The following is a 22,012-nucleotide window of genomic DNA, read 5'->3' as shown; positions in this document are numbered from 1 at the left end:
CCCAACGAACATTAGCCAAACTTTCAAGGCAATTCCTCATGTACCTGGATGAACTTCATTTGCTGAATTTTAAAAACTACCAGGAAGCTAATGTCCGCTTTTCGCCATCCGTAAACGTTTTAGTAGGAAAAAACGGGAGCGGAAAGACCAATTTACTTGATGCAATTTATTCGCTGTCTTTTACAAAGAGCGCCTTTGCTTCTTCCGATGCCCAGTGTATTATGATTGGGCAACCCTTTTTTATGATTAAAGGAAAGTTCAACAAAGCTGGAAAGTTTTATGAACTGATGAGCTCCGTTCAGACTGGTACCAAAAAGACTTTTCGGGAAGAAGGAGCAGATTACCAAAAACTGAGCGATCACATTGGGAAATACCCGGTAGTACTCATAGCACCCGATGATGTAGAGCTTGTTCGCGAAAGCAGTGAAGCCCGAAGGAAGTTTTTCGATAGCATTATTTCTCAGCTTGATAAGACTTACCTTGAGGCTCTTATGCAATACAATCAGGCGCTGAAGCAACGAAATAGTTTACTACGTATGTTTCAGGAACGAGGAACACCCGATTGGCTTGCACTGGAATTATACGATCAAATACTTATTCGCGTAGGTAAATTGATCTACACCAGGCGATTTTCTTTTGCAGAAGAATTTTTGCCTGTATTCAGAAAATACTTTCAATATATAGTAGGAGAGGATGAGGTGACCGATTTGGAGTATGCTTCCGAATTGAAAGACAAAAGCTTTGAAGAGGGCTTGATAAAGAATCGTCAGAAAGACGTGATGCTGCAACGCACCTCGTTCGGTATCCACCGCGATGACTATCTTTTTACACTAGGGAATGGCGATTTAAAAAAGCTGGGATCGCAGGGCCAACAAAAATCATTTGTTATAGCGCTGAAGCTCGCACAATTTGAAATAGTACAGAGAGCAAAAGGATTTAAACCGATCTTATTACTGGATGATATTTTTGATAAGCTTGACGATTTCCGAATTGCAAAGCTCTTGGAATTGATGAAAAGTGAGCTGGGCCAGCTCTTTATTACGGATGCCCGCCCCGACCGAACGGGCGAATTGCTCCGGTCAATCCAAGTTCCGGCCTTCGTGTTTTCTGTTAATAAAGGCGATGTCACTCCCGTCAATAACTCTGTTTCTTCATAAGGACAAGAGAAACAAATCGAATAAAACCCATTGTATATTTGCAGCATGTCAAAGAAATATAGAGGAGGTGAGGCTCAATCCGTTGGAGAAGCAATCCGTGATCTGCTGAATTCCTATCGCCTTACTTCTAAATTTGATGAAGCAAATCTGATAGACTCCTGGGAACGGGTTGTGGGTAAACCGATTGCCAGGCGGACTAAAAAATTATTTATAAAGAATAAAGTGCTTTTTGTTGAATTCGACTCGCCGACTATGCGCAAAGATTTCTCCCTCCATAAGGCCCAAGTGCTTGAAACGTTCCGGAAAGAATTCGGAGAAGGCGTTATCACAGAGATTATTCCAATGTGATTCACAATAATTTGAACTTTTCTCGCGAAAGAATTTTCGAAATTCTCTGCATAAGTTTTGAAAAAGTAGAAAAGCGTATAATTTTGCACTCCTGTTTTTAAAAGGGCTGGGAAAACAGCGCTGAAAACGGAATAGTTCTAAGAAATTCTGAAGCACCATTAGTTCATATAGCCGTAATAAACCGGTTATGGGAAGAATGGAAAATAATTAAGGGGGAATACCAAAGCGGCCAACTGGGACAGACTGTAAATCTGTTGTCTTATGACTTCATAGGTTCGAATCCTATTTCCCCCACTAACGCGGGAGTAGCTCAGTTGGTAGAGCGATAGCCTTCCAAGCTATAGGTCGCGGGTTCGAGCCTCGTCTCCCGCTCTCTTTTGAGCCGTTATTCGTTAATCGTTTCCGTTGGTCGTAAAAATGCGGTTGACGATAACGGATAACATATAATGGCTACTAGGCTGTTGTAGCTCAGTGGTAGAGCACTTCCTTGGTAAGGAAGAGGTCGTGAGTTCAATCCTCATCAACAGCTCTCTCGAAACAAAAATGAAATGTTTGGCAATAAGCGCCGCGAAGTAGCGAATCACGGCTGTCAGCATTCATAGACATAATGAATAACCCTTTTCGAAAGGCTTAAAATGTTCAGGGTGTTAGTTTGGCAGAAGGCCGGGCTTCATGAATAAGCAACAAATTTTCATAACACTAATAATTTTAAACTTTTAACTGGGATTTTCAAATATGGCTAAAGAAAATTTTGATCGTTCGAAACCACACGTTAACGTGGGTACTATCGGTCACGTTGACCACGGTAAGACTACTCTTACTGCTGCGATTACTAAAGTTCTCGCATCTAAAGGTCTCGCTTCTATGCGCGACTTCTCTTCAATCGACAATGCTCCTGAAGAAAAAGAACGCGGTATTACAATCAACACTTCACACGTTGAGTACGCTACTGCTAACCGTCACTATGCTCACGTAGACTGTCCAGGTCACGCTGACTATGTGAAAAACATGGTTACTGGTGCTGCTCAGATGGACGGTGCTATCCTCGTGGTAGCTGCTACTGATGGTCCTATGCCACAAACTCGCGAGCACATTCTTCTTGCTCGTCAGGTAGGTGTACCTGCTCTTGTAGTATTCATGAACAAAGTAGATTTGGTTGACGATTCTGAATTGTTAGACCTCGTTGAAATGGAAGTTCGTGAATTGATGTCTGCTTATAGCTTCCCTGGCGATACTATGCCTGTTATCAGAGGTTCTGCTTTAGGAGCTCTTAACGGCGAACCAAAATGGGTTGCTAAAGTTGAAGAATTGATGGATGCAGTTGATACATTCATTCCTCTTCCAGTTCGTCTTATCGATAAAGATTTCTTGATGCCTGTTGAAGACGTATTCTCGATCACGGGTCGTGGTACAGTGGCCACAGGTCGTATCGAAAGAGGTGTTGTTAACACTGGCGATGCAGTAGAAATCCTTGGTATGGGTGCTGAAAACCTGAAGTCTACAATCACAGGTGTGGAAATGTTCCGCAAGATCCTCGACAGAGGTGAAGCTGGTGACAACGTAGGTCTTCTGCTCCGCGGTATTGAAAAAGAGCAAATCCGCAGAGGTATGGTTATCTGTAAGCCTGGTTCAGTAAAGCCTCACGCTAAATTCAAAGCTGAAGTTTACGTATTGTCTAAAGAAGAAGGTGGTCGTCACACTCCATTCTTTAATAAATACCGTCCTCAGTTCTATTTCCGTACAACTGACGTAACAGGTGAAGTGAAACTTCCTGCAGGTGTAGAAATGGTTATGCCTGGCGATAACATCTCTATTGAAGTAGAGTTGATCAACAAAATCGCTATGGAAAAAGGTCTTCGTTTCGCGATTCGCGAAGGTGGCCGTACCGTAGGATCTGGTCAGGTAACTGAAATCTTGGACTAATCGTCTGATTTATAATAAGAAAGCGTTCTTGGAGAATTTTTCAAGAACGCTTTTATTTTCCTTGTGAATCTTCTATTTTTGCAGTCCCTTTTTGGGCTGAGTGTATTTGGATGCGGCTCAAGGGTTTGAGCAGGTTCCGGCTAAAGCGTCAAAAAAGGGATTTATATAAGGAACAGTTCATGGATGGAGTTTCCGGTCAAGAGCTGAATCCAAAGGTTAGAAATAAACGGGTGTAGCTCAATTGGTAGAGTAGCGGTCTCCAAAACCGTTGGCTGGGAGTTCGAGTCTCTCCACCCGTGCAGAAGTAAAGGAAGCAGAAGCTTCTACAAAAAACTTGAAAATCAATGGAGAAGTTAAAAACCTATTTGGCAGAATCCTGGGATGAGATCAAGAACAAAGTAACTTGGTCCAAATACAGCGAATTGCAGGGTAGTGCAATCCTGGTATTGGTGGCATCAACCATCTTTGCCCTTGTGATTGGCGCAATCGACTGGGTTTTCAAAACCGGTCTTCAGTGGTTTTATAGAGAATTTTAATTATAGAAGTCAATGCCCGAGCTGAAATGGTATGTTCTCAGGGTCGTTAGCGGCCAGGAAAAAAAGGTAAAATCTTACCTTGAGACTGAGATCGAGCGTTCAAAGCTGCTGGATTTTATTCCTCAGGTGTTGATCCCTTCTGAAAAAGTATATGAAATGAGAGGCGGTAAGAAGCGTGTTCGTGAGCGCAACTTCTTTCCGGGTTACATTCTCCTTTCTGCAGATCTCTCGAATGGAGAAGCCTTTCACGCGGTAAATAGTATACCAGGAGTGATCGGTTTTCTCGGTAACAACGGCACCGGGGCTTCCAAGGATCCTGTACCTCTTCGTCAATCAGAGGTTAACCGGATTCTCGGTAAAGTTGATGAGATTGACGAACTCGAGGAAAAACTCGAGACACCATTTATTAAAGGTGAATCAGTAAAAGTAATGGATGGTCCATTCAGCGGATTTACCGGAAGCGTTGAGGAAATTTTTGAAGACAAAAAGAAACTCAATGTAATGGTGAAAATATTCGGCCGGAATACTCCGGTTGAATTGAGTTATATGCAGGTAGAAAAGTTAGAATAAAGATAACATGGCAAAAGAAATAATTGGTTATCTGAAATTACAGGTAAAAGGTGGAGCGGCAAATCCGGCACCTCCGATCGGTCCTGCGTTGGGTTCCAAAGGTCTTAACATCATGGACTTTTGCAAGCAATTCAATGCACGTACGCAGGATAAACCCGGTCAGGTGTTGCCCGTATTGATCAGTATTTATAACGATAAGTCATTTGACTTCGTAATAAAAACTCCTCCCGCTGCAATCCTGATTTTGGATGCCGCTAAGAAACAGAAGGGTTCAGCAGAACCTAACCGTACAAAGGTTGGCGCGATCACCTGGGATCAGGTGAAGACAATTGCAGAAACTAAAATGCCAGACCTCAATGCATTTAAAATTGAGTCAGCTATGAAAATGGTGGCTGGTACTGCAAGAAGCTTAGGTATAACAATATCAGGAACTCCCCCTTGGGATAAATAATCACAGCGATGGCGAAGATTTCTAAAAACAGAAAAGCGGTCCTTGCGAAATACAACCCTGAGAAGGAATATTCTCTGGAAGATGCAGCAAAAGTGTTGAAAGATATTACTTTCACAAAGTTTGATGCTTCTGTTGATCTTGACATTCGTTTAGGTGTAGATCCTAAAAAATCAGATCAAATGGTGCGGGGAGTGGTTTCATTACCACATGGTATTGGTAAAACGGTTCGTGTATTGGTACTTTGTACTCCTGACAAAGTTCAGGAAGCTAAAGATTCCGGTGCAGATCACGTTGGTCTGGATGATTATATTCAGAAAATTGAAGGTGGTTGGACAGATATCGATGTGATAATCTGTACACCTACTGTAATGGCAAAAGTTGGTAAACTTGGTAAAGTACTTGGTCCAAGAGGCCTTATGCCAAATCCTAAATCAGGAACTGTTACGCTCGAAGTTGGTAAAGCCGTGAAAGAAGTTAAAGCGGGTAAAATCGACTTCAAAATTGATAAACAAGGAATCATCCATGTGGGCATTGGTAAAGCTTCCTTCTCGGCTGATAAAATCCGGGACAATGCTGCAGAAATGATCAATGTTGTTGCTAAGCTAAAACCGGCTTCAGCGAAGGGTGATTACTTCAAAAGCATCACTATTTCAACTACAATGAGCCCGGGTATAGCAGTTGACAAGAATTCGATTGCTGGCATTTAAGATTTAAAGACATGACCAGAGAAGAAAAAGCACAAATTATCGAAGAGCTTTCAGAGAAGTTTGCCAACAACGCCCACTTCTACATTACTGATGCCGGCGGTTTTACCGTAGAGCAGATCAATAATTTCAGAAGACTGTGCTTCAAAAGCGGCATCGAATACAAAGTGTACAAGAACACATTGATTCGTAAAGCATTGGAGAAACAGGAGGGTACTGACTATTCACCTTTGTTCAACGCATTACATGGTTTCTCAGGAGTATTGTTCTCTAAAGAAGCAGGTAATCTTCCGGCAAAAGTGATTAAAGAGTTTCGTCTGAAGCTCGAAGGCAAGCCTGTTTTGAAAGCAGCTTCCATTAACTCAGACCTTTTCATAGGTGATGAGAACCTCACTATGCTGAGCGAGCTGAAATCTAAGAATGAGCTCATCGGCGATGTTATTGCATTGCTTCAATCTCCTGCCAAAAATGTTATTTCTGCTCTTCAGAGCGGAAAAAGCACCGTGGCTGGCTTGGTAAAAGCATTGGAAGAACGCGGATCTAAATAATTTATTAACAACAAGAACTTAATTAAACTTTACGAAAATGGCTGATATTAAAGCACTCGGAGATCAACTCGTTGAACTCACTGTTAAAGAAGTTAACGAACTGGCTTCTTACCTGAAAGAAACCTATGGCATTGAACCTGCTGCTGCTGTAGTAGCTGGACCTGCTGCGGGTGGTGCTGCCGGTGGTGGCGCAGCTGCTGCTGAAAAAACTAACTTTGATGTAGTATTGAAAGCTCCTGGAGCTAACAAACTTCAAATTGTGAAATTGGTGAAAGATCTTACTGGTCTTGGCTTGAAAGAAGCTAAAGATGTAGTTGATGGTGCACCTAAAACTATCAAAGAAGGCTTACCAAAAGACGAAGCTGAGAACCTGAAGAAGCAACTTGTTGAGGCTGGTGCCGAAGTTGAGTTGAAGTAATCTTCTTGCAGACGAAGAGTACCGTCTGACAGCTTCGGTTAGACCCTGTGTCTGTCCTGATCATTGATCGGGAGGGACAGGGTCTATTCCTATTTGTACTCGAACTTGTATTTCTCTTTATTGTTCGCCGTCCAGGACAAAGAACTTAAACGTTAAACACCTTGGCAAAGAAGACTATTAACGGTAGAATCGACTTCTCAGGAATTGAGAAGATCCTCGAATACCCGGATTTTCTGGACCTTCAACTCCAGTCTTTCAAAGATTTCTTACAGATCGAAACTCCGGCCGAAAAAAGACAAAATGAAGGCTTATACAAGGTTTTTGCTGAGAACTTCCCGATAAGTGATTCGCGCGAAAACTTTGTATTAGAGTTTGTAGACTATACGATTGATCCACCGAAGTATTCCGTAGATGAGTGCATCGATCGTGGATTGACCTTTTCCGTGCCGTTGAAAGCTAAGCTTCGTCTTACTTGCAACGATGAGGATAATGAAGATTTTGAAACCATAGAGCAGGAAGTATTCCTCGGCAATATTCCATATATGACCGAAAAGGGATCTTTTGTAATCAATGGTGCAGAGCGTGTTATTGTATCTCAATTGCACCGCTCACCAGGCGTGTTCTTCGCGATGAGCAAACACACAAACGGTACTAAATTGTACTCAGCGCGAATCATCCCATTCAAAGGATCGTGGATTGAATTCGCTACCGATGTGAACGCGGTAATGTATGCGTACATCGATCGTAAAAAGAAATTCCCTGTAACTACATTGTTACGTGCTATTGGTTACGGTTCGGATAAAGATATACTCGACCTCTTCGGTTTATCTGAAGAAGTTGAAGCAAACAAAAATACGCTCAAGAAAACTGTAGGTCGCAAACTCGCTGCGCGTGTGTTGAAGACCTGGACTGAAGACTTCGTGGATGAAGATACTGGTGAAGTGGTATCTATCGATCGTAACGAAGTGTTGTTAGAGCGTGATCATACTATTGCAGCAGAAGATGTAGATATAATTGTTGAGTCAGGAGTGAAATCAATCATCCTGCACCGCGATGATATCAACATTGCTGACTATAACATCATATTCAATACACTGGCAAAAGACACTTCCAACTCCGAAAAAGAGGCGGTTGAATATATCTATCGTCAGTTGAGGAATACTGAAGCTCCGGATGAGCAGACGGCTCGCGATATTATTAACAGCTTGTTCTTCTCTGAGAAGCGCTATGACCTTGGTGAAGTTGGTCGTTACAGAATCAACAAGAAACTCGGTCTTGATATCAGCTCCGATCAGCGTGTATTGACGAAAGAGGATATCATCCTTATTGTGAAATACCTGATCGGTTTGATCAACTCAAAAGCAGTTGTCGATGATATCGATCACTTGAGCAACAGACGTGTACGTACAGTAGGCGAGCAGTTGTATTCTCAATTTGGTGTAGGTCTTGCCCGCATGGCGAGAACCATCAAAGAAAGAATGAATGTTCGCGATAATGAAGACTTCAAGCCGGTTGATCTGATCAACGCTCGTACATTGTCTTCTGTGATAAACTCATTCTTTGGAACGAACCAGTTGTCTCAGTTCATGGATCAAACCAATCCACTTGCTGAGATTACACATAAACGCAGAATGTCGGCACTCGGCCCTGGTGGTCTTTCCCGCGAGCGTGCAGGTTTCGAGGTTCGTGACGTGCATTACACGCACTACGGACGTCTCTGTACGATCGAGACTCCTGAAGGTCCGAACATTGGATTGATTTCATCGCTCTGCGTTCACGCAAAAGTGAACAAAATGGGTTTCATTGAAACACCTTACCGTAAAGTCGAAAACGGTAAAGTGAAGGTGAAAGACCCTGTAGTATTCCTGACTGCAGAGGAAGAAGATACAAACTATATCGCTCAGGCTAAGGTACCGATCAAAGCCACTGGTGAGTTTATTGATGAGAAAATCAAAGCTCGCTTTGAAGGTGACTTCCCGGTAATTGAACCGAAAGACCTGAAGTATATGGATATTGCTCCGAATCAGATTGTTTCGGTAGCTGCTTCCATGATTCCATTCCTGGAGCACGATGATGCAAACCGTGCATTGATGGGATCGAACATGCAGCGCCAAGCTGTGCCTTTGATGAGGCCCGAAGCACCGATTGTAGGTACTGGTCTTGAAGGCCGTGTAGCATTGGATTCACGTGCGCTGATTTTGGCTGAAGGTGAGGGTGTTGTTGACTTTGTAGATGCGAAGAAGATCGTAATTAAATACGAGATTTCTGATGAACAACGTCTTGTAAGCTTTGATGACGAATTCAGAACTTACAATCTGATCAAATTCAGAAGGACAAACCAGGATACCTGTATCAACTTAACGCCGCTTGTTCGCAAGGGTGAGAAAGTGGTAAAAGGACAACCTCTTTGTCAGGGATACGCAACGCAAAACGGTGAGCTTGCGCTTGGACGCAACCTGTTGGTAGCGTACATGCCATGGCAAGGTTACAACTTCGAGGATGCGATTGTAATCTCTGAGAAGGTTGTTCAAGACGATGTATATACTTCTATACACATCGAAGAATTTGAACTGGAAGTTCGCGATACGAAGCGCGGTGAAGAAGAACTTACTTCTGAGATACCGAACGTAAGCGAAGAAGCGGTGAAGCACCTGGATGAGAATGGTATCATCCGTGTTGGTGCTGAGGTTCGTGAAGGTGATATTCTTATCGGTAAGATCACTCCGAAAGGAGAAACAGATCCTACGCCGGAAGAAAAACTTCTCCGTGCCATCTTTGGCGATAAGGCTGGTGATGTGAAAGATGCTTCTATGAAAGCACCTCCATCATTGAAAGGTGTAGTTATCGATACAAAACTCTTCTCAAGACCGAAGCGTGACAAAGATGTTCGCACGAAATCTAAGAAAGAGCTTGATGCACTGAAGAGCAAATACAGCAAGCAATTGAGCGATCTTCGTGAGGAGATGATCAAGAAGCTTACACAACTGCTGAACGGAAAGACCAGCAACGGTGTGAAGCATAAATTCGGTGATGAATTGGTAAGCAAGGGTGTGAAGTTCTCTGCAAAAGTTATCGAGAACAACCTGTTCCCTGATAAGAACATCTACCGTGATGAAAGCAATTATAACGTACCGGAAGAAGTTAACCTGATTTCGGATGTTAGCCTGGAAAACTGGACGTCTGAAGAGCATACAAATGAGCTCATCGGTCAGATGGTGAAAAACTATATCATCAAGCGTAACACCTACGCTGGTGAGTTCAAGCGCGAACGCTTTACATTGGAGGTAGGAGATGAACTTCCTACAGGTATCGTACAGCTTGCCAAAGTTTACATTGCTAAGAAACGTAAACTGAAAGTGGGTGATAAGATGGCAGGTCGCCACGGTAACAAAGGGGTTGTGGCACGTATCGTTCGTGAAGAAGATATGCCATTCCTTGAAGACGGAACGCCTGTAGACATCTGCTTGAACCCGCTTGGTGTACCATCGCGTATGAACTTGGGGCAGATCTACGAAACAGTACTTGCATGGGCAGGATTGAAGCTCGGCCGCAGGTATGCAACACCGATCTTCGATGGGGCATCACTTGATGAAGTACAGGGAGAATTGAAAGAGGCAGGTCTTCCTCCTTATGGAAGAACGTATCTATACGATGGTTTGACAGGTGATAAGTTTGATCAGCCAGTAACTGTAGGTGTGGCGTACATGCTGAAACTCGGCCACTTGGTGGATGATAAGATGCACGCACGTTCTATCGGACCTTACTCACTTATCACGCAGCAGCCGCTTGGTGGTAAAGCTCAGTTCGGTGGTCAGCGTTTCGGAGAGATGGAGGTTTGGGCGATCGAGGCATTTGGCGCTTCGAACATCCTGCAAGAGATCCTTACCATCAAGTCAGACGATGTGATTGGCCGTGCAAAAGCTTACGAAGCGATTGTGAAAGGTGAGAATATGCGCAGACCAAATATTCCTGAGTCGTTCAACGTATTAGTGCACGAACTCAGAGGCTTGGCACTCGAGATCACGATGGATTAAAGTCCGAAAGCTGGAAAGTCCGTACTATATTTAGTAAACGGACTTTCCGACTTTCCGACTTCGACTTATAATCATTTAGTAAACTGAAAAACTCTTGAAGCATGTCTTTCAGAAAAAATAAAAAGATCAACAACGACTTCTCCAAGATCACCATCAGTCTGGCTTCTCCGGAATCTATTCTGGAAAGCTCTCATGGTGAAGTAACACAACCGGAAACTATTAACTATAGAACGTATAAGCCTGAAATGGGCGGATTGTTCTGTGAGCGTATTTTCGGTCCTGTGAAGGATTGGGAATGTCATTGCGGAAAGTATAAACGTATTCGCTATAAGGGCATCATCTGCGATCGCTGCGGTGTAGAAGTTACCGAAAAGAAAGTAAGACGCGAGCGCATGGGCCACATTGAATTAGTTGTACCAGTAGCACATATCTGGTATTTCCGTTCATTGCCTAATAAAATTGGATACCTGCTTGGTCTTGCTACGAAGAAGCTCGATCAGATCATTTACTACGAGCGTTATGTAGTAATTCAGCCAGGTATTAAAGAAGAAGATGGTGTGAACCGTCTTGACTTCCTGACAGAAGAAGAATACCTCGATATCATCGATAAACTTCCACGCGAGAACCAATTGCTGGATGACAACGATCCAAAGAAGTTCATCGCGAAGATGGGGGCTGAAGCTCTGGAAATGCTTTTGTCAAGAACACAACTTGATACGCTTTCTTATGAGCTGAGACACCAGGCAGCAACCGATACATCACAGCAACGTAAGGCAGAAGCCTTGAAGCGTTTGAAAGTGGTTGAAGCTTTCCGCGATGCTAAAACTCGTATTGAGAACAAGCCTGAGTGGATGGTGATTAAGATGGTTCCGGTTATTCCTCCGGAGTTGCGCCCGCTGGTGCCACTGGATGGCGGTCGTTTTGCCACATCTGATTTGAATGATCTTTACAGACGTGTTATTATCCGTAACAACCGTCTGAAAAGATTGATCGATATAAAAGCTCCTGAAGTAATTCTCCGTAACGAGAAACGCATGCTCCAGGAAGCTGTTGATTCACTGTTTGATAACTCACGCAAAGTAAACGCTGTTCGTTCCGATGGAAACCGCGCGTTGAAATCATTGAGCGATATGCTGAAAGGTAAGCAAGGACGCTTCCGTCAAAACTTGCTTGGTAAGCGTGTTGACTACTCTGGTCGTTCGGTAATTGTGGTTGGTCCTGAATTGAAACTGCACGAGTGCGGTCTGCCAAAAGATATGGCGGCAGAATTGTTCAAACCATTCATTATCCGCAAGCTGATCGAAAGAGGAATCGTGAAGACTGTGAAGTCAGCAAAGAAAATTGTTGACAGAAAAGATCCGGTGATCTGGGATATTTTGGAAAACGTATTGAAAGGACATCCTGTTCTTTTGAACCGCGCTCCAACACTCCACAGACTTGGTATACAAGCATTCCAGCCTAAGCTGATCGAAGGAAAAGCTATCCAGCTCCACCCGCTCGTATGTACGGCGTTTAACGCTGACTTTGACGGTGACCAGATGGCGGTTCACGTTCCGCTTGGACAGGAAGCAATCCTGGAAGCTTCGTTATTGATGTTATCATCGCACAACATCCTTAACCCGGCTAACGGTGCGCCTATTACAGTACCATCACAAGACATGGTGTTGGGACTGTATTACCTTACCAAAGGAAGAAAAGGCACGCCTGATCATCCGATCAAAGGTGAAGGCAAGCGTTACTATTCAGCTGCAGAGGTAGTAGTTGCTTTCAATGAAGGAAGACTTTCCAAGCACGCTAATATTAAAGTTCGTGCTACAGTAAAAGATAAGAAAACTGGCGAACTGGTAGTAAAAATGATCGACACTGTCGCTGGACGTGTAATCTTCAACCAGTTTGTTCCGGAAGAAGTTGGTTTCGTGGATGAACTTCTTACGAAGAAAAAACTTCAGACAATCATCTCTGATATCTATAAGATAGCAGGCCAATCTAAAACAGCGAAGTTCCTTGATGATATCAAAGAACTCGGATTTCAGATGGCTTACAAAGGTGGTTTATCAATGGGCTTGAACGATGTGAAAGTTCCTGCTGAAAAAGAGAAACTTGTTGCTGGTGCACAGGAAGAAGTTGATGCAGTTTGGAATAACTACATGATGGGTCTTATCACAGACAACGAACGTTATAACCAGGTAATCGATATCTGGACTCGTACGAACACGTTGCTGACCAATACACTGATGAAGCAATTGGAAGAAGACCAGCAAGGCTTCAACTCGATTTACATGATGATGCACTCTGGTGCCCGTGGTTCGAGAGAGCAGATCCGTCAGTTGGGTGGTATGCGCGGTCTGATGGCGAAACCTCAAAAGAACCTCGCTGGTTCAGTAGGCTCGATCATTGAGAACCCGATCCTTTCAAACTTTAAAGAAGGTCTTGACGTGTTAGAGTACTTTATCTCTACACATGGTGCACGTAAAGGTCTTGCTGATACTGCGTTGAAGACAGCGGACGCCGGTTACTTAACACGTAGGTTGGTAGACGTTGCTCAAGATCTCGTGGTTAGCGAAGAAGATTGTGGAACATTGCGCGGCTTGAAAGTTACGGCCCTGAAGGACAACGAAGATATCGTTGAGCCTCTGTCAGAGCGTATCCTTGGTCGTGTAACCGTACATGATATTTATGATCCTATCTCTGATAAGTTGATCTGCCCTGCTAATTCAGAAATTACTGATGAATTGGCGAAGCTCATCGAAGATACAGCAATAGAAGAAGTGGAGATTCGTTCACTGCTTACCTGCGAATCTAAAGTAGGAGGTTGTGCGAAATGCTATGGCCGTAACCTGGCTACTGGTAAAATGGTACAAACTGGTGAAGCGGTTGGTGTAATTGCAGCGCAATCTATCGGTGAACCTGGTACACAGCTTACACTCCGTACATTCCACGTGGGTGGTACTGCATCAAACATCGCTGTTGATGCCAACATCAAAGCGAAATTCAGCGGTATACTTGAATTTGAAGGTGTTCGTACAATAGACACAACTGATAATGATAATAATCCTATTCAGGTAGTAATGGGTCGTACAGGTGAAATCAGAATTGTGGATAATGAGAAAACCAGAGTGCTGATCACGAACCACGTGCCTTACGGTGCTTTCTTGAAAGTAAAGGACGGACAGAAAGTTGAAAAAGGCGAGGAGCTTTGCTTCTGGGATCCTTACAATGCTGTGATCTTGTCTGAGTTTGATGGAACGATCGAATACGAAGCGATCATCGAAGGTGTTACTTTCAAAGAGGAATCTGATGAACAGACTGGTCACCGTGAAAAAGTTATTACTGAAACACGTGATAAAACCAAGAACCCTGCGATCGTAGTAAAAGGTAAAACAGATACAAAAGGATATAACATTCCGGTAGGAGCTCACTTGGCGGTTGACGAAGGTGAGAAGATCAAAGCTGGTCAGGTACTGGCAAAGATCCCTCGTACAATGGGTAAATCACGCGATATCACCGGTGGTCTGCCCCGTGTAACAGAATTGTTCGAAGCACGTAACCCGTCTAATCCGGCGGTAGTAAGTGAGATCGATGGTGTTGTTACGTACGGAGGTATTAAACGTGGTAACCGTGAGATCTTTATCGAGTCTCGTGATGGTGTTCAGAAGCGTTACCTCGTACCGCTGTCAAAACACATCCTTGTTCAGGACAACGACTTCGTGAAAGCTGGCCAACCACTTTCTGATGGCTCAATTACACCTTCGGATATCTTGTCGATCAAAGGTCCGACTGCTGTTCAGGAATATCTCGTGAATGAAATTCAGGAAGTATACCGTCTGCAAGGTGTGAAAATCAACGATAAGCACATCGAAGCGATAGTAAGCCAGATGATGCAAAAAGTTGAGATCATCGATCCGGGAGACACCAGCTTCCTTCCGGGCGAATATGTTGATAAACTTCAGTTCAGAGAAGATAACGACCAGATCCTCGACAAGAAAGTTGTGGTAGATGCTGGTGACTCTCAATCACTGAAACCAGGTCAGATCATTACAGCGCGCGAGCTCAGAGATGAAAATTCTGTATTGCGTAGAAAAGATCAGAAACTGGTAGAAGTTCGCGATGCATTGGCTGCGGTTTCAAGACCAACGCTTCAGGGTATAACCCAGGCATCGTTGAAAACTGAAAGCTGGTTGTCAGCAGCGTCCTTCCAGGAAACTACCAAGGTACTTAGCGAAGCCGCTATCCGTGGTAAAACCGACTGGTTGAACGGCTTGAAAGAAAACGTAATCGTTGGTCACTTGATCCCTGCGGGTACCGGTCAACGCAAGTTTGGCGATCTGATCGTGACGCATAAGGATGAGTACAATACATTGGTTAATGCTCCGGAAAGAACTCGCGATCGCGAGAAAGAACTCCAGGATTAATCAGCATGCTGAATAAAACAATCTGCGGATGTGCCCTTATGGCCATCCGCATTTTGCTTATAGGGATTACAAGCTTGGAAATATACCCTGGCTAAAAACTTAAGATATGGCAGACGACAAGAACAAACAGTCTCAGAATAATCAAAACCAGATCAACATTGAGCTTTCCGAGGAGATTGCTGAGGGGATTTATTCAAACCTTGCTATGATTGCACACTCCAACAGCGAGTTTGTAATTGACTTCATCCGCCTCATGCCGGGCGTTCCGAAGGCTAAGGTGAAGTCCAGAATCGTTATTACACCAGAACATGCCAAGCGGTTTTTGCTTGCATTAAAGGATAATATCGATAAGTACGAAAGTAGCTTCGGGCCGATAAAACGTACGGAAGACCTCCCGAAATTCCCCATGAATTTTGGTGGAACCGTGGGAGAAGCATAGACAACAACGAAGTTTTATTTTTCTGGAGGAGATGTAAATCCTTAAAAGGGGTGGATTTAACAGATTAATAACCATTATTCTGCTAAAAATAATCGGATACGGCTTTGCAAGCTGTCTGACTTTGAATACCTTTGCAGTCCTAATTTTTGAGAGGTTTATAAAAAGAAATATAAATGCCTACCATTCAACAACTTGTAAGAAAAGGGCGTAGAAAACTGGAGTTCAAATCAAAATCTCCGGCCCTTGATTCTTGCCCACAGAAAAGAGGAGTATGTACACGTGTGTACACAACCACTCCTAAGAAGCCTAACTCAGCGATGCGTAAAGTAGCACGCGTTCGCCTTGTAAGCGGTAAAGAAGTTAACGCTTATATTATGGGTGAAGGTCACAACCTGCAAGAGCACTCTATCGTGCTGATTCGCGGAGGTCGTGTAAAAGATCTTCCAGGTGTTCGTTACCACATCATCCGTGGTGCATTGGATACCGCAGGTGTGAATGGTCGTAAACAAAGCCGTTCTAAATATGGTGCTAAACGTCCTAAGCCAGGTGCAGCAGCTCCTGCAGCAGGTAAAGGTGCACCGGCAAAAGGTAAAAAATAATAGGAAAGAGCCATGAGAAAAACGAAACCTAAAAAGAGATATCTTCTCCCTGATCCTAAGTTCAACGATACGTTGGTAACGAAATTCGTGAACTATCTGATGGAACAAGGTAAGAAAAGCGTTGCCTATGGTATCTTCTATGATGCTGTTGCATTGGTAGAAAAAAAGACCAATGAAAGTGGCTTGGAAGTTTGGAAACGCGCAATGAACAACCTGATGCCTGCTGTTGAGGTAAAAAGTAGACGGGTAGGTGGTGCTACTTTCCAGGTTCCGGTGGAAATACGTCCGGAGCGTAAAATAAACCTAAGCATCAAGTGGTTGATTGATTATTCAAGACTTCGTGGCGAAAAGACCATGATGGATAAACTTGCTGCTGAGATTATCGCTGCTTCAAAAGGCGAAGGTGCTGCTATCAAGAAAAAAGATGATACACACCGCATGGCAGAAGCTAACAAGGCATTTTCACATTTCAGATTCTAATCAGGGAACTAGTAATGTCTAGAGATTTAAAATTCACCAGAAACATTGGTATCGCTGCTCACATCGATGCTGGTAAAACAACAACTACTGAGCGTATTCTGTACTATGCCGGTGTGAACCATAAAATCGGCGAAGTGCACGAAGGTGCTGCTACCATGGACTGGATGGCACAGGAGCAGGAAAGAGGTATTACCATTACTTCTGCTGCTACTACCGTTTTCTGGAACTATAGAGGCAATAAGTATAATGTAAACATCATCGATACTCCGGGGCACGTGGACTTTACTGTAGAAGTAAACCGTTCCCTTCGCGTACTGGATGGTCTGGTGTTCTTGTTCAGTGCCGTTGATGGTGTGGAACCTCAATCAGAAACCAACTGGCGCCTTGCCGATAACTATAAGGTAGCCCGTATCGGTTTCGTGAACAAGATGGATCGTGCTGGTTCAGACTTCCTTGGTGTTTGCAAACAAGTAAAAGAAAAATTGGGAAGCCACGCTGTAGCCCTTCAGTTGCCAATCGGTTCTGAAGATAATTTTAAAGGCGTTGTTGACCTCGTAAATAACCGCGGTATTGTATGGAATGAAAGCGACAAAGGGATGACCTTTGAAGTTGTACCGATTCCTGACGATATGAAAGATGAAGTACTCGAATACAGAGAGAAGCTTCTTGAAGCTGTAGCTGAATTTGACGAAACATTGATGGAGAAATTCTTTGAAGATCCTAACTCAATTTCTGAGCAGGAAATTCTTACCGCCCTTCGCAAAGCGACTATCGCTATGAAAGTGGTTCCTATGGTTTGTGGATCATCTTTCAAAAACAAAGGTGTTCAAACCATGCTCGATTATGTGATGGAGCTTCTTCCTTCTCCGCTCGATAAAGATAACATCATTGGTACTAATCCAGACACGGATGAAGAAGTTGTTATCAGACCGGATGAAAAAGAGCCTTTCGCTGCGTTGGCATTTAAAATTGCAACCGATCCATTCGTAGGTCGTCTCTGCTTTGTACGCGCTTACTCTGGCGTGCTGGAGTCTGGATCCTATGTATACAATACCCGTTCTGAAGCTAAGGAACGCATTTCCCGCGTATTCCAAATGCACGCTAACAAGCAAAACCAGATCGAAAGATTGGCTGCTGGTGATATTGGTGCGGTAGTGGGTTTCAAGGATATTAAAACAGGAGATACGCTTTGCGATGAAAAACGTAAGGTAGTATTGGAATCGATGGTATTCCCTGAGCCTGTAATTGGTTACGCGATTGAGCCTAAGAAACAGGCTGATGTTGATAAGCTTGGTATGGCAATCGCAAAACTGGTTGAAGAAGATCCTACACTTCGCGTAAATACAGATCAGGAAACAGGTCAGACGATCCTTCGTGGTATGGGTGAGCTTCACCTTGAAATTATCATCGATCGCCTGAAGCGTGAATTTAAAGTGGAGATCAACCAGGGTGCACCTCAGGTTGCTTATAAAGAAGCTCTTACCAAGACGGTTGAACACAAGGAAGTTTACAAGAAGCAGACTGGTGGCCGTGGTAAATTTGCCGATATCGTATTTGAAATCGGTCCGCGTGAATTGAAAGAAGGTGATAAGGAAGGATTGGAGTTTGTGAACGATATCGTTGGTGGTGTTATCCCTCGCGAATTTATTCAGCCTGTACAAAAAGGCTTTGAAAGCGCGATGGTGAACGGACCGCTGGCAGGCTATCCGATCGACTCTATGAAAGTTCGTCTTTTCCACGGTTCATACCACGATGTAGACTCTGACTCACTGTCATTCGAATTAGCTGCTCGTCTTGGTTTCAAAGAAGCAGCTGCTAAATGTGCTCCTCAATTGCTGGAGCCTATCATGTCAGTAGAAGTAATGAGCCCGGATGAGTACACAGGTTCTGTAACAGGAGACTTGAACAGAAGACGCGGTGTTATGAAAGGTATGGATACACGCGCTGGTGCACAGGTTATCAAAGCTGATGTTCCTCTGAAAGAACTTTTCGGTTACATCACAGACCTGAGAACACTTACTTCAGGACGTGCTTCCGCATCCCTGACATTCTCACACTACGCTCCGGTTCCTAAGAACCTTGCCGATAAAGTAATTGAAGAAGTAAAAGGCGCAGTTGCCGCTAAATAATTTAAATCTAAAAGGCGTTTAGATCATGAACCAGAAAATCAGAATTAAACTTAAATCTTACGATCACAACTTAGTTGATAAATCATCTGAGAAAATCGTGAGAGCTGTAAAGGCAACGGGTGCAGTAGTGAGCGGTCCTATTCCGCTGCCTACCGAAAAGGAGAAATTCACTGTACTTCGTTCACCACACGTTAACAAGAAGTCACGTGAACAATTTCAACTGTGCACTTACAAGCGTCTTGTTGACATATATTCAAACAGCGCAAAAACAGTTGATGCTTTGATGAAGCTCGAATTGCCTAGCGGTGTTGATGTTGAAATTAAAGTGTAGTTAGTTTACAACAATATGTATAATAGGAAGCCATCGTTATGATGGCTTTTCTATTTTAAGGCTGTTGATATATTGTTGATAATCTCCAGGTGTGTCAAGATCGATAGTGCCCTCTGGAAAATGAATGAGTTCGGTAACGGCCATGTTTTGTTGAATAATTTTCTTGGCACCTTGCAAGTCATCAAGATGCAGGAGTTCATTAAAATGTGTTTTGTCGAACAGTGCGGGAACACCCGGTGCGTTTGAATAGTAAGATGCTATGATTGATTTGCCTGATTTTTTATATGTCTGAATAAGGTTCAGCAAGTGTTCTGTCGTGAGTGCAGGCTGATCGCAAACGAGGATAATTACGGATTCAGCTGCCGGAGTGTTATCCTCCAGAAATTGCAGTCCCACCTTTAGCGAGCTTCCCATTCCTCTTTGCCAGCGTTCATTGAACACAAGGTTGACTGCATGATTTTGTGTTACTGTTGCGTGTTCTTGATCATGTGCTCCGAGTACAACGATAACCGATGCAGTCTTTACCTCTAAAGCTGTCTTTACAGTTTTAAGTAGCAACGGCTCACCATCAACCAGCAGTAACTGTTTTGATTGCCCCATGCGTGATGATGAGCCTGCTGCAAGAATAATTATAGCTATATCGTTCATTCCTTCCTTCATTGCTGTCTGTTACGCTGGTGTCAGGGTAAAGCGAAAGCTACATAACTGTCTCCTGATTTAGTGTTCATTTTTCCCCCGCCACAAGCTATAACTATATATTGTTTGCCCCCAATTTCATATGTGGAAGGAGTAGCATATCCACCGGCAGGAAGTTGATACTCCCAAAGTATATTTCCAGTGTCTTTATCGAAGGCTCGAATCTTTTCATCGCGGCTGGCCGCTACAAATACGAGTCCACCGGCCGTTACAAAGGAGCCTCCATAGTTTTCAGTTCCCGTAGGAGCTATACCTTGCTTCTTCAGCTCTTCAAATTCACCGAGCGGTACCTGCCAAAGTATCTCACCCTTGTTGAGATCAATCGCGCTAAGCGTTCCCCAGGGAGGTTGCACCGCCGGATAGCCATCGGGTGTAAGAAAACGGTTGTAGCCGGTGTTGGAGTAAAGTATATCCGGATCTCGCTCAAATATACCTTCCTTTTCTTCCTGGGTTCGTTCCTGAAGATCGAGCACATAACGGGCTATAGCATCGCGCTCACGCTCGCTCAAATGTGTAAAGGCAGGCATTACTCCTTTTCCTTTCAGTATAAACTGCTTCAGGTGTTCTTTGTTAAACTTGGACTGAAGGTTTTTCAGCGCAGGAAATACATGGCCATCGCCACCGCGGTCTATACCGTGGCAAGTGGCACAATGCGTTCTGTATAAAGATATACCAGCCCATGCTTCGCCTTTCATGCGAACATCTACCATCGTTAATATCCAAGGCATTTCATTGGCGTTGACGTAGAGTATACCAGTAGCGGGATCGAAGGACGGACCTCCCCATTCTGCGCCTCCATCAAAGCCTGGAAATATAATCGTACCTTCTTTGCTGGGAGGTATAAATTGCTTCCCGGTTCGAAGTCCTTTGAATTTTTCTTTAACGTACGCCGCGGCTCCCGGAGTAATATTATTGATCATATCCTCTGTAAACACTTGCCGCGCGAAGGGTAAGGGTTTCTCAGGGATTGGTTGAGTCTTTGCTGCCTCTTCGCCATCGAGGTCGGAGGGTGTTACGGGTACTTCGTTTATGGGGAATATTGGTGCACCAGTATCGCGATTGAAGAGGTATATATGTCCACTCTTGGTAACCTGTGTCACAGCATCTACGTCTTTACCGTCATGCTTAATACGTGTTAATATAGGCGCTGCGGGAAGATCACGATCCCACATATCGTGATGTATAACCTGATAGTGCCATTTGCGCTCACCTGTCTCTGCATTTAATGCAAGTACGCAGTTGGCAAATAAATTATTTCCTTTTCTATTGCCACCATAAAAATCAAAAGAAGGCGACCCCGTTGATGCAAATACAAGCCCGCGTTTGTGATCTACGGTCATGCCACTCCAGGAGTTAGCGCCGCCCACTTTCTTCCAGGCTTCTGTCGGCCAGGTGTCATAACCAAATTCTCCAGGCTGTGGTATAGTATGAAATACCCAGGCAAGCTTGCCGGTTCTAATATCAAATGCACGTATATACCCTGGAGCTGCTATAGGACCTTCGTGCACACGCGATCCCATAATGATAAGGTGCTTGTAGACAACGCCGGGCGTGTTAGCCAGCACCATTAAATTGGCAGCACGTTCACCAAGACCTTCTTTCAAACTTACCCTGCCACTATCACCAAAGGTCTGAATCTTGTGACCAGTTCTCGCGTCAAGTGCGTAGAGATATTGACCGAAGGAATATAGTATGCGCTTGTCATTGCCATCCTCCCAATAAGTTACTCCGCGATTAACACCGAGTCCATCATTTTTCTCATCAGGCGTGAATTTCCAAAGCTCTTTACCTGTAGCGGCATCTACAGCAAAGGCTTTCAAGGATGCGGAAGTTCCATAGAGTATATTATCTATAATAATCGGGTTGCATTGAATCTCAGTGCGATTGCCGATTGTATCGGCATCTCCGCTTCGGTATATCCAGGCAACACGCAGGTTCAATACAGTTTGTTTGTTGATCTGCTGCAACGATGAATATTGAATGCCATCGGCCGTTCCACCTTTTATGCGCCAGGTAGTATAGAGGGCGATCTCTGCGGTAGTCTCTGTTTTCGTACTGCAGCTAATGCCGATAAAAATCCAGGCTAAAAGAATAAGAGGAGTGGGTTTCATAGAGCTTGGTTGAGTTCTACGAATCTGTAAAATATAGCAGAAGATAACAAGAGTCGTGTGATGGATGGTTGCTGCATTTCTCGCTTCATCTATAATGTTTGATGAAAGGTTTACAGCAATTCACTT

At 43.8% G+C, this 22,012-nt stretch carries 18 protein-coding genes and 4 tRNA genes; 20 read left to right on the top strand and 2 right to left on the bottom strand.

Going from position 1 to position 22,012, the window contains the following annotated elements; translation table 11 throughout:
• Positions 1-38: 38 nt before the first annotated feature.
• From recF to rpsJ, 20 genes are all read left to right on the top strand, one after another.
• Positions 39-1,157 (top strand): DNA replication/repair protein RecF, encoded by a 1,119-nt coding sequence (gene recF, locus V7Q33_RS15690; RefSeq protein ID WP_333820442.1) that lies wholly within the window; start codon positions 39-41, stop codon positions 1,155-1,157.
• Between the two features lie 45 nt (positions 1,158-1,202).
• Entirely contained in the window at positions 1,203-1,505 is a 303-nt protein-coding gene (locus tag V7Q33_RS15685; protein ID WP_331978412.1) for a DUF721 domain-containing protein, read from the top strand.
• Positions 1,506-1,716: 211 nt separating this feature from the next.
• Positions 1,717-1,799: transfer RNA gene (locus V7Q33_RS15680), tRNA-Tyr, on the top strand.
• Between the two features lie 5 nt (positions 1,800-1,804).
• A tRNA-Gly gene (locus V7Q33_RS15675) sits at positions 1,805-1,877 on the top strand.
• Between the two features lie 85 nt (positions 1,878-1,962).
• Positions 1,963-2,034, top strand: a tRNA-Thr gene (locus V7Q33_RS15670).
• A 206-nt stretch (positions 2,035-2,240) separates the two neighbouring features.
• Entirely contained in the window at positions 2,241-3,428 is a 1,188-nt protein-coding gene (gene tuf / locus V7Q33_RS15665) for an elongation factor Tu (protein ID WP_333820437.1), read from the top strand.
• 226 nt (positions 3,429-3,654) lie between these two features.
• A tRNA-Trp gene (locus tag V7Q33_RS15660) sits at positions 3,655-3,727 on the top strand.
• 45 nt (positions 3,728-3,772) lie between these two features.
• Entirely contained in the window at positions 3,773-3,964 is a 192-nt protein-coding gene (gene secE, locus V7Q33_RS15655) for a preprotein translocase subunit SecE (protein ID WP_333820436.1), read from the top strand.
• A 12-nt stretch (positions 3,965-3,976) separates the two neighbouring features.
• A complete protein-coding gene (gene nusG, locus V7Q33_RS15650) occupies positions 3,977-4,534 on the top strand; it encodes a transcription termination/antitermination protein NusG (protein ID WP_333820435.1) in 558 nt (185 codons plus the stop codon).
• Between the two features lie 7 nt (positions 4,535-4,541).
• Positions 4,542-4,985: a 50S ribosomal protein L11 gene (gene rplK, locus V7Q33_RS15645; RefSeq protein ID WP_333820434.1), complete on the top strand. Its 444-nt coding sequence runs from the start codon at positions 4,542-4,544 to the stop codon at positions 4,983-4,985.
• Positions 4,986-4,993: 8 nt separating this feature from the next.
• Positions 4,994-5,692 (top strand): 50S ribosomal protein L1, encoded by a 699-nt coding sequence (rplA, locus tag V7Q33_RS15640; RefSeq protein ID WP_333820433.1) that lies wholly within the window; start codon positions 4,994-4,996, stop codon positions 5,690-5,692.
• Between the two features lie 11 nt (positions 5,693-5,703).
• Complete coding sequence (gene rplJ, locus V7Q33_RS15635; RefSeq protein ID WP_333820432.1) at positions 5,704-6,237, top strand: 50S ribosomal protein L10; 534 nt, start codon at positions 5,704-5,706, stop codon at positions 6,235-6,237.
• Positions 6,238-6,274: 37 nt separating this feature from the next.
• A complete protein-coding gene (gene rplL / locus V7Q33_RS15630; RefSeq protein ID WP_331974335.1) occupies positions 6,275-6,655 on the top strand; it encodes a 50S ribosomal protein L7/L12 in 381 nt (126 codons plus the stop codon).
• Positions 6,656-6,816: 161 nt separating this feature from the next.
• Positions 6,817-10,689, top strand: coding sequence for a DNA-directed RNA polymerase subunit beta (gene rpoB / locus V7Q33_RS15625; protein ID WP_333820431.1), 3,873 nt, complete (start codon positions 6,817-6,819; stop codon positions 10,687-10,689).
• 101 nt (positions 10,690-10,790) lie between these two features.
• Positions 10,791-15,101, top strand: coding sequence for a DNA-directed RNA polymerase subunit beta' (gene rpoC, locus V7Q33_RS15620; RefSeq protein WP_331974331.1), 4,311 nt, complete (start codon positions 10,791-10,793; stop codon positions 15,099-15,101).
• Positions 15,102-15,207: 106 nt separating this feature from the next.
• Positions 15,208-15,540: a DUF3467 domain-containing protein gene (locus tag V7Q33_RS15615; RefSeq protein ID WP_331974329.1), complete on the top strand. Its 333-nt coding sequence runs from the start codon at positions 15,208-15,210 to the stop codon at positions 15,538-15,540.
• A 173-nt stretch (positions 15,541-15,713) separates the two neighbouring features.
• Positions 15,714-16,139, top strand: coding sequence for a 30S ribosomal protein S12 (gene rpsL / locus V7Q33_RS15610; protein ID WP_331974327.1), 426 nt, complete (start codon positions 15,714-15,716; stop codon positions 16,137-16,139).
• A 12-nt stretch (positions 16,140-16,151) separates the two neighbouring features.
• Positions 16,152-16,619, top strand: coding sequence for a 30S ribosomal protein S7 (gene rpsG / locus V7Q33_RS15605; protein ID WP_331974325.1), 468 nt, complete (start codon positions 16,152-16,154; stop codon positions 16,617-16,619).
• A 14-nt stretch (positions 16,620-16,633) separates the two neighbouring features.
• The gene (gene fusA, locus V7Q33_RS15600; RefSeq protein WP_331974323.1) at positions 16,634-18,748 is read left to right on the top strand and encodes an elongation factor G; all 2,115 of its coding nucleotides are present in this window, start codon (positions 16,634-16,636) and stop codon (positions 18,746-18,748) included.
• A gap of 25 nt (positions 18,749-18,773) precedes the next feature.
• Positions 18,774-19,079, top strand: coding sequence for a 30S ribosomal protein S10 (gene rpsJ, locus V7Q33_RS15595; RefSeq protein ID WP_079688288.1), 306 nt, complete (start codon positions 18,774-18,776; stop codon positions 19,077-19,079).
• Positions 19,080-19,115: 36 nt separating this feature from the next.
• Here the strand turns inward: rpsJ and V7Q33_RS15590 are convergent, their stop codons facing one another.
• Both V7Q33_RS15590 and V7Q33_RS15585 read right to left on the bottom strand, forming a co-directional pair.
• The gene (locus tag V7Q33_RS15590; RefSeq protein ID WP_333820430.1) at positions 19,116-19,727 is read right to left on the bottom strand and encodes a nucleotidyltransferase family protein; all 612 of its coding nucleotides are present in this window, start codon (positions 19,725-19,727) and stop codon (positions 19,116-19,118) included.
• A 32-nt stretch (positions 19,728-19,759) separates the two neighbouring features.
• Positions 19,760-21,886, bottom strand: coding sequence for an outer membrane protein assembly factor BamB family protein (locus V7Q33_RS15585; RefSeq protein ID WP_333820429.1), 2,127 nt, complete (start codon positions 21,884-21,886; stop codon positions 19,760-19,762).
• Positions 21,887-22,012: the final 126 nt, after the last annotated feature.

This window comes from Ohtaekwangia sp. (assembly GCF_036786105.1).
Taxonomy (GTDB): domain Bacteria; phylum Bacteroidota; class Bacteroidia; order Cytophagales; family Cyclobacteriaceae; genus Ohtaekwangia.
Note: the sequence above shows the minus strand (reverse complement) of the source record. Positions and strands in the feature narration are given on the sequence as shown.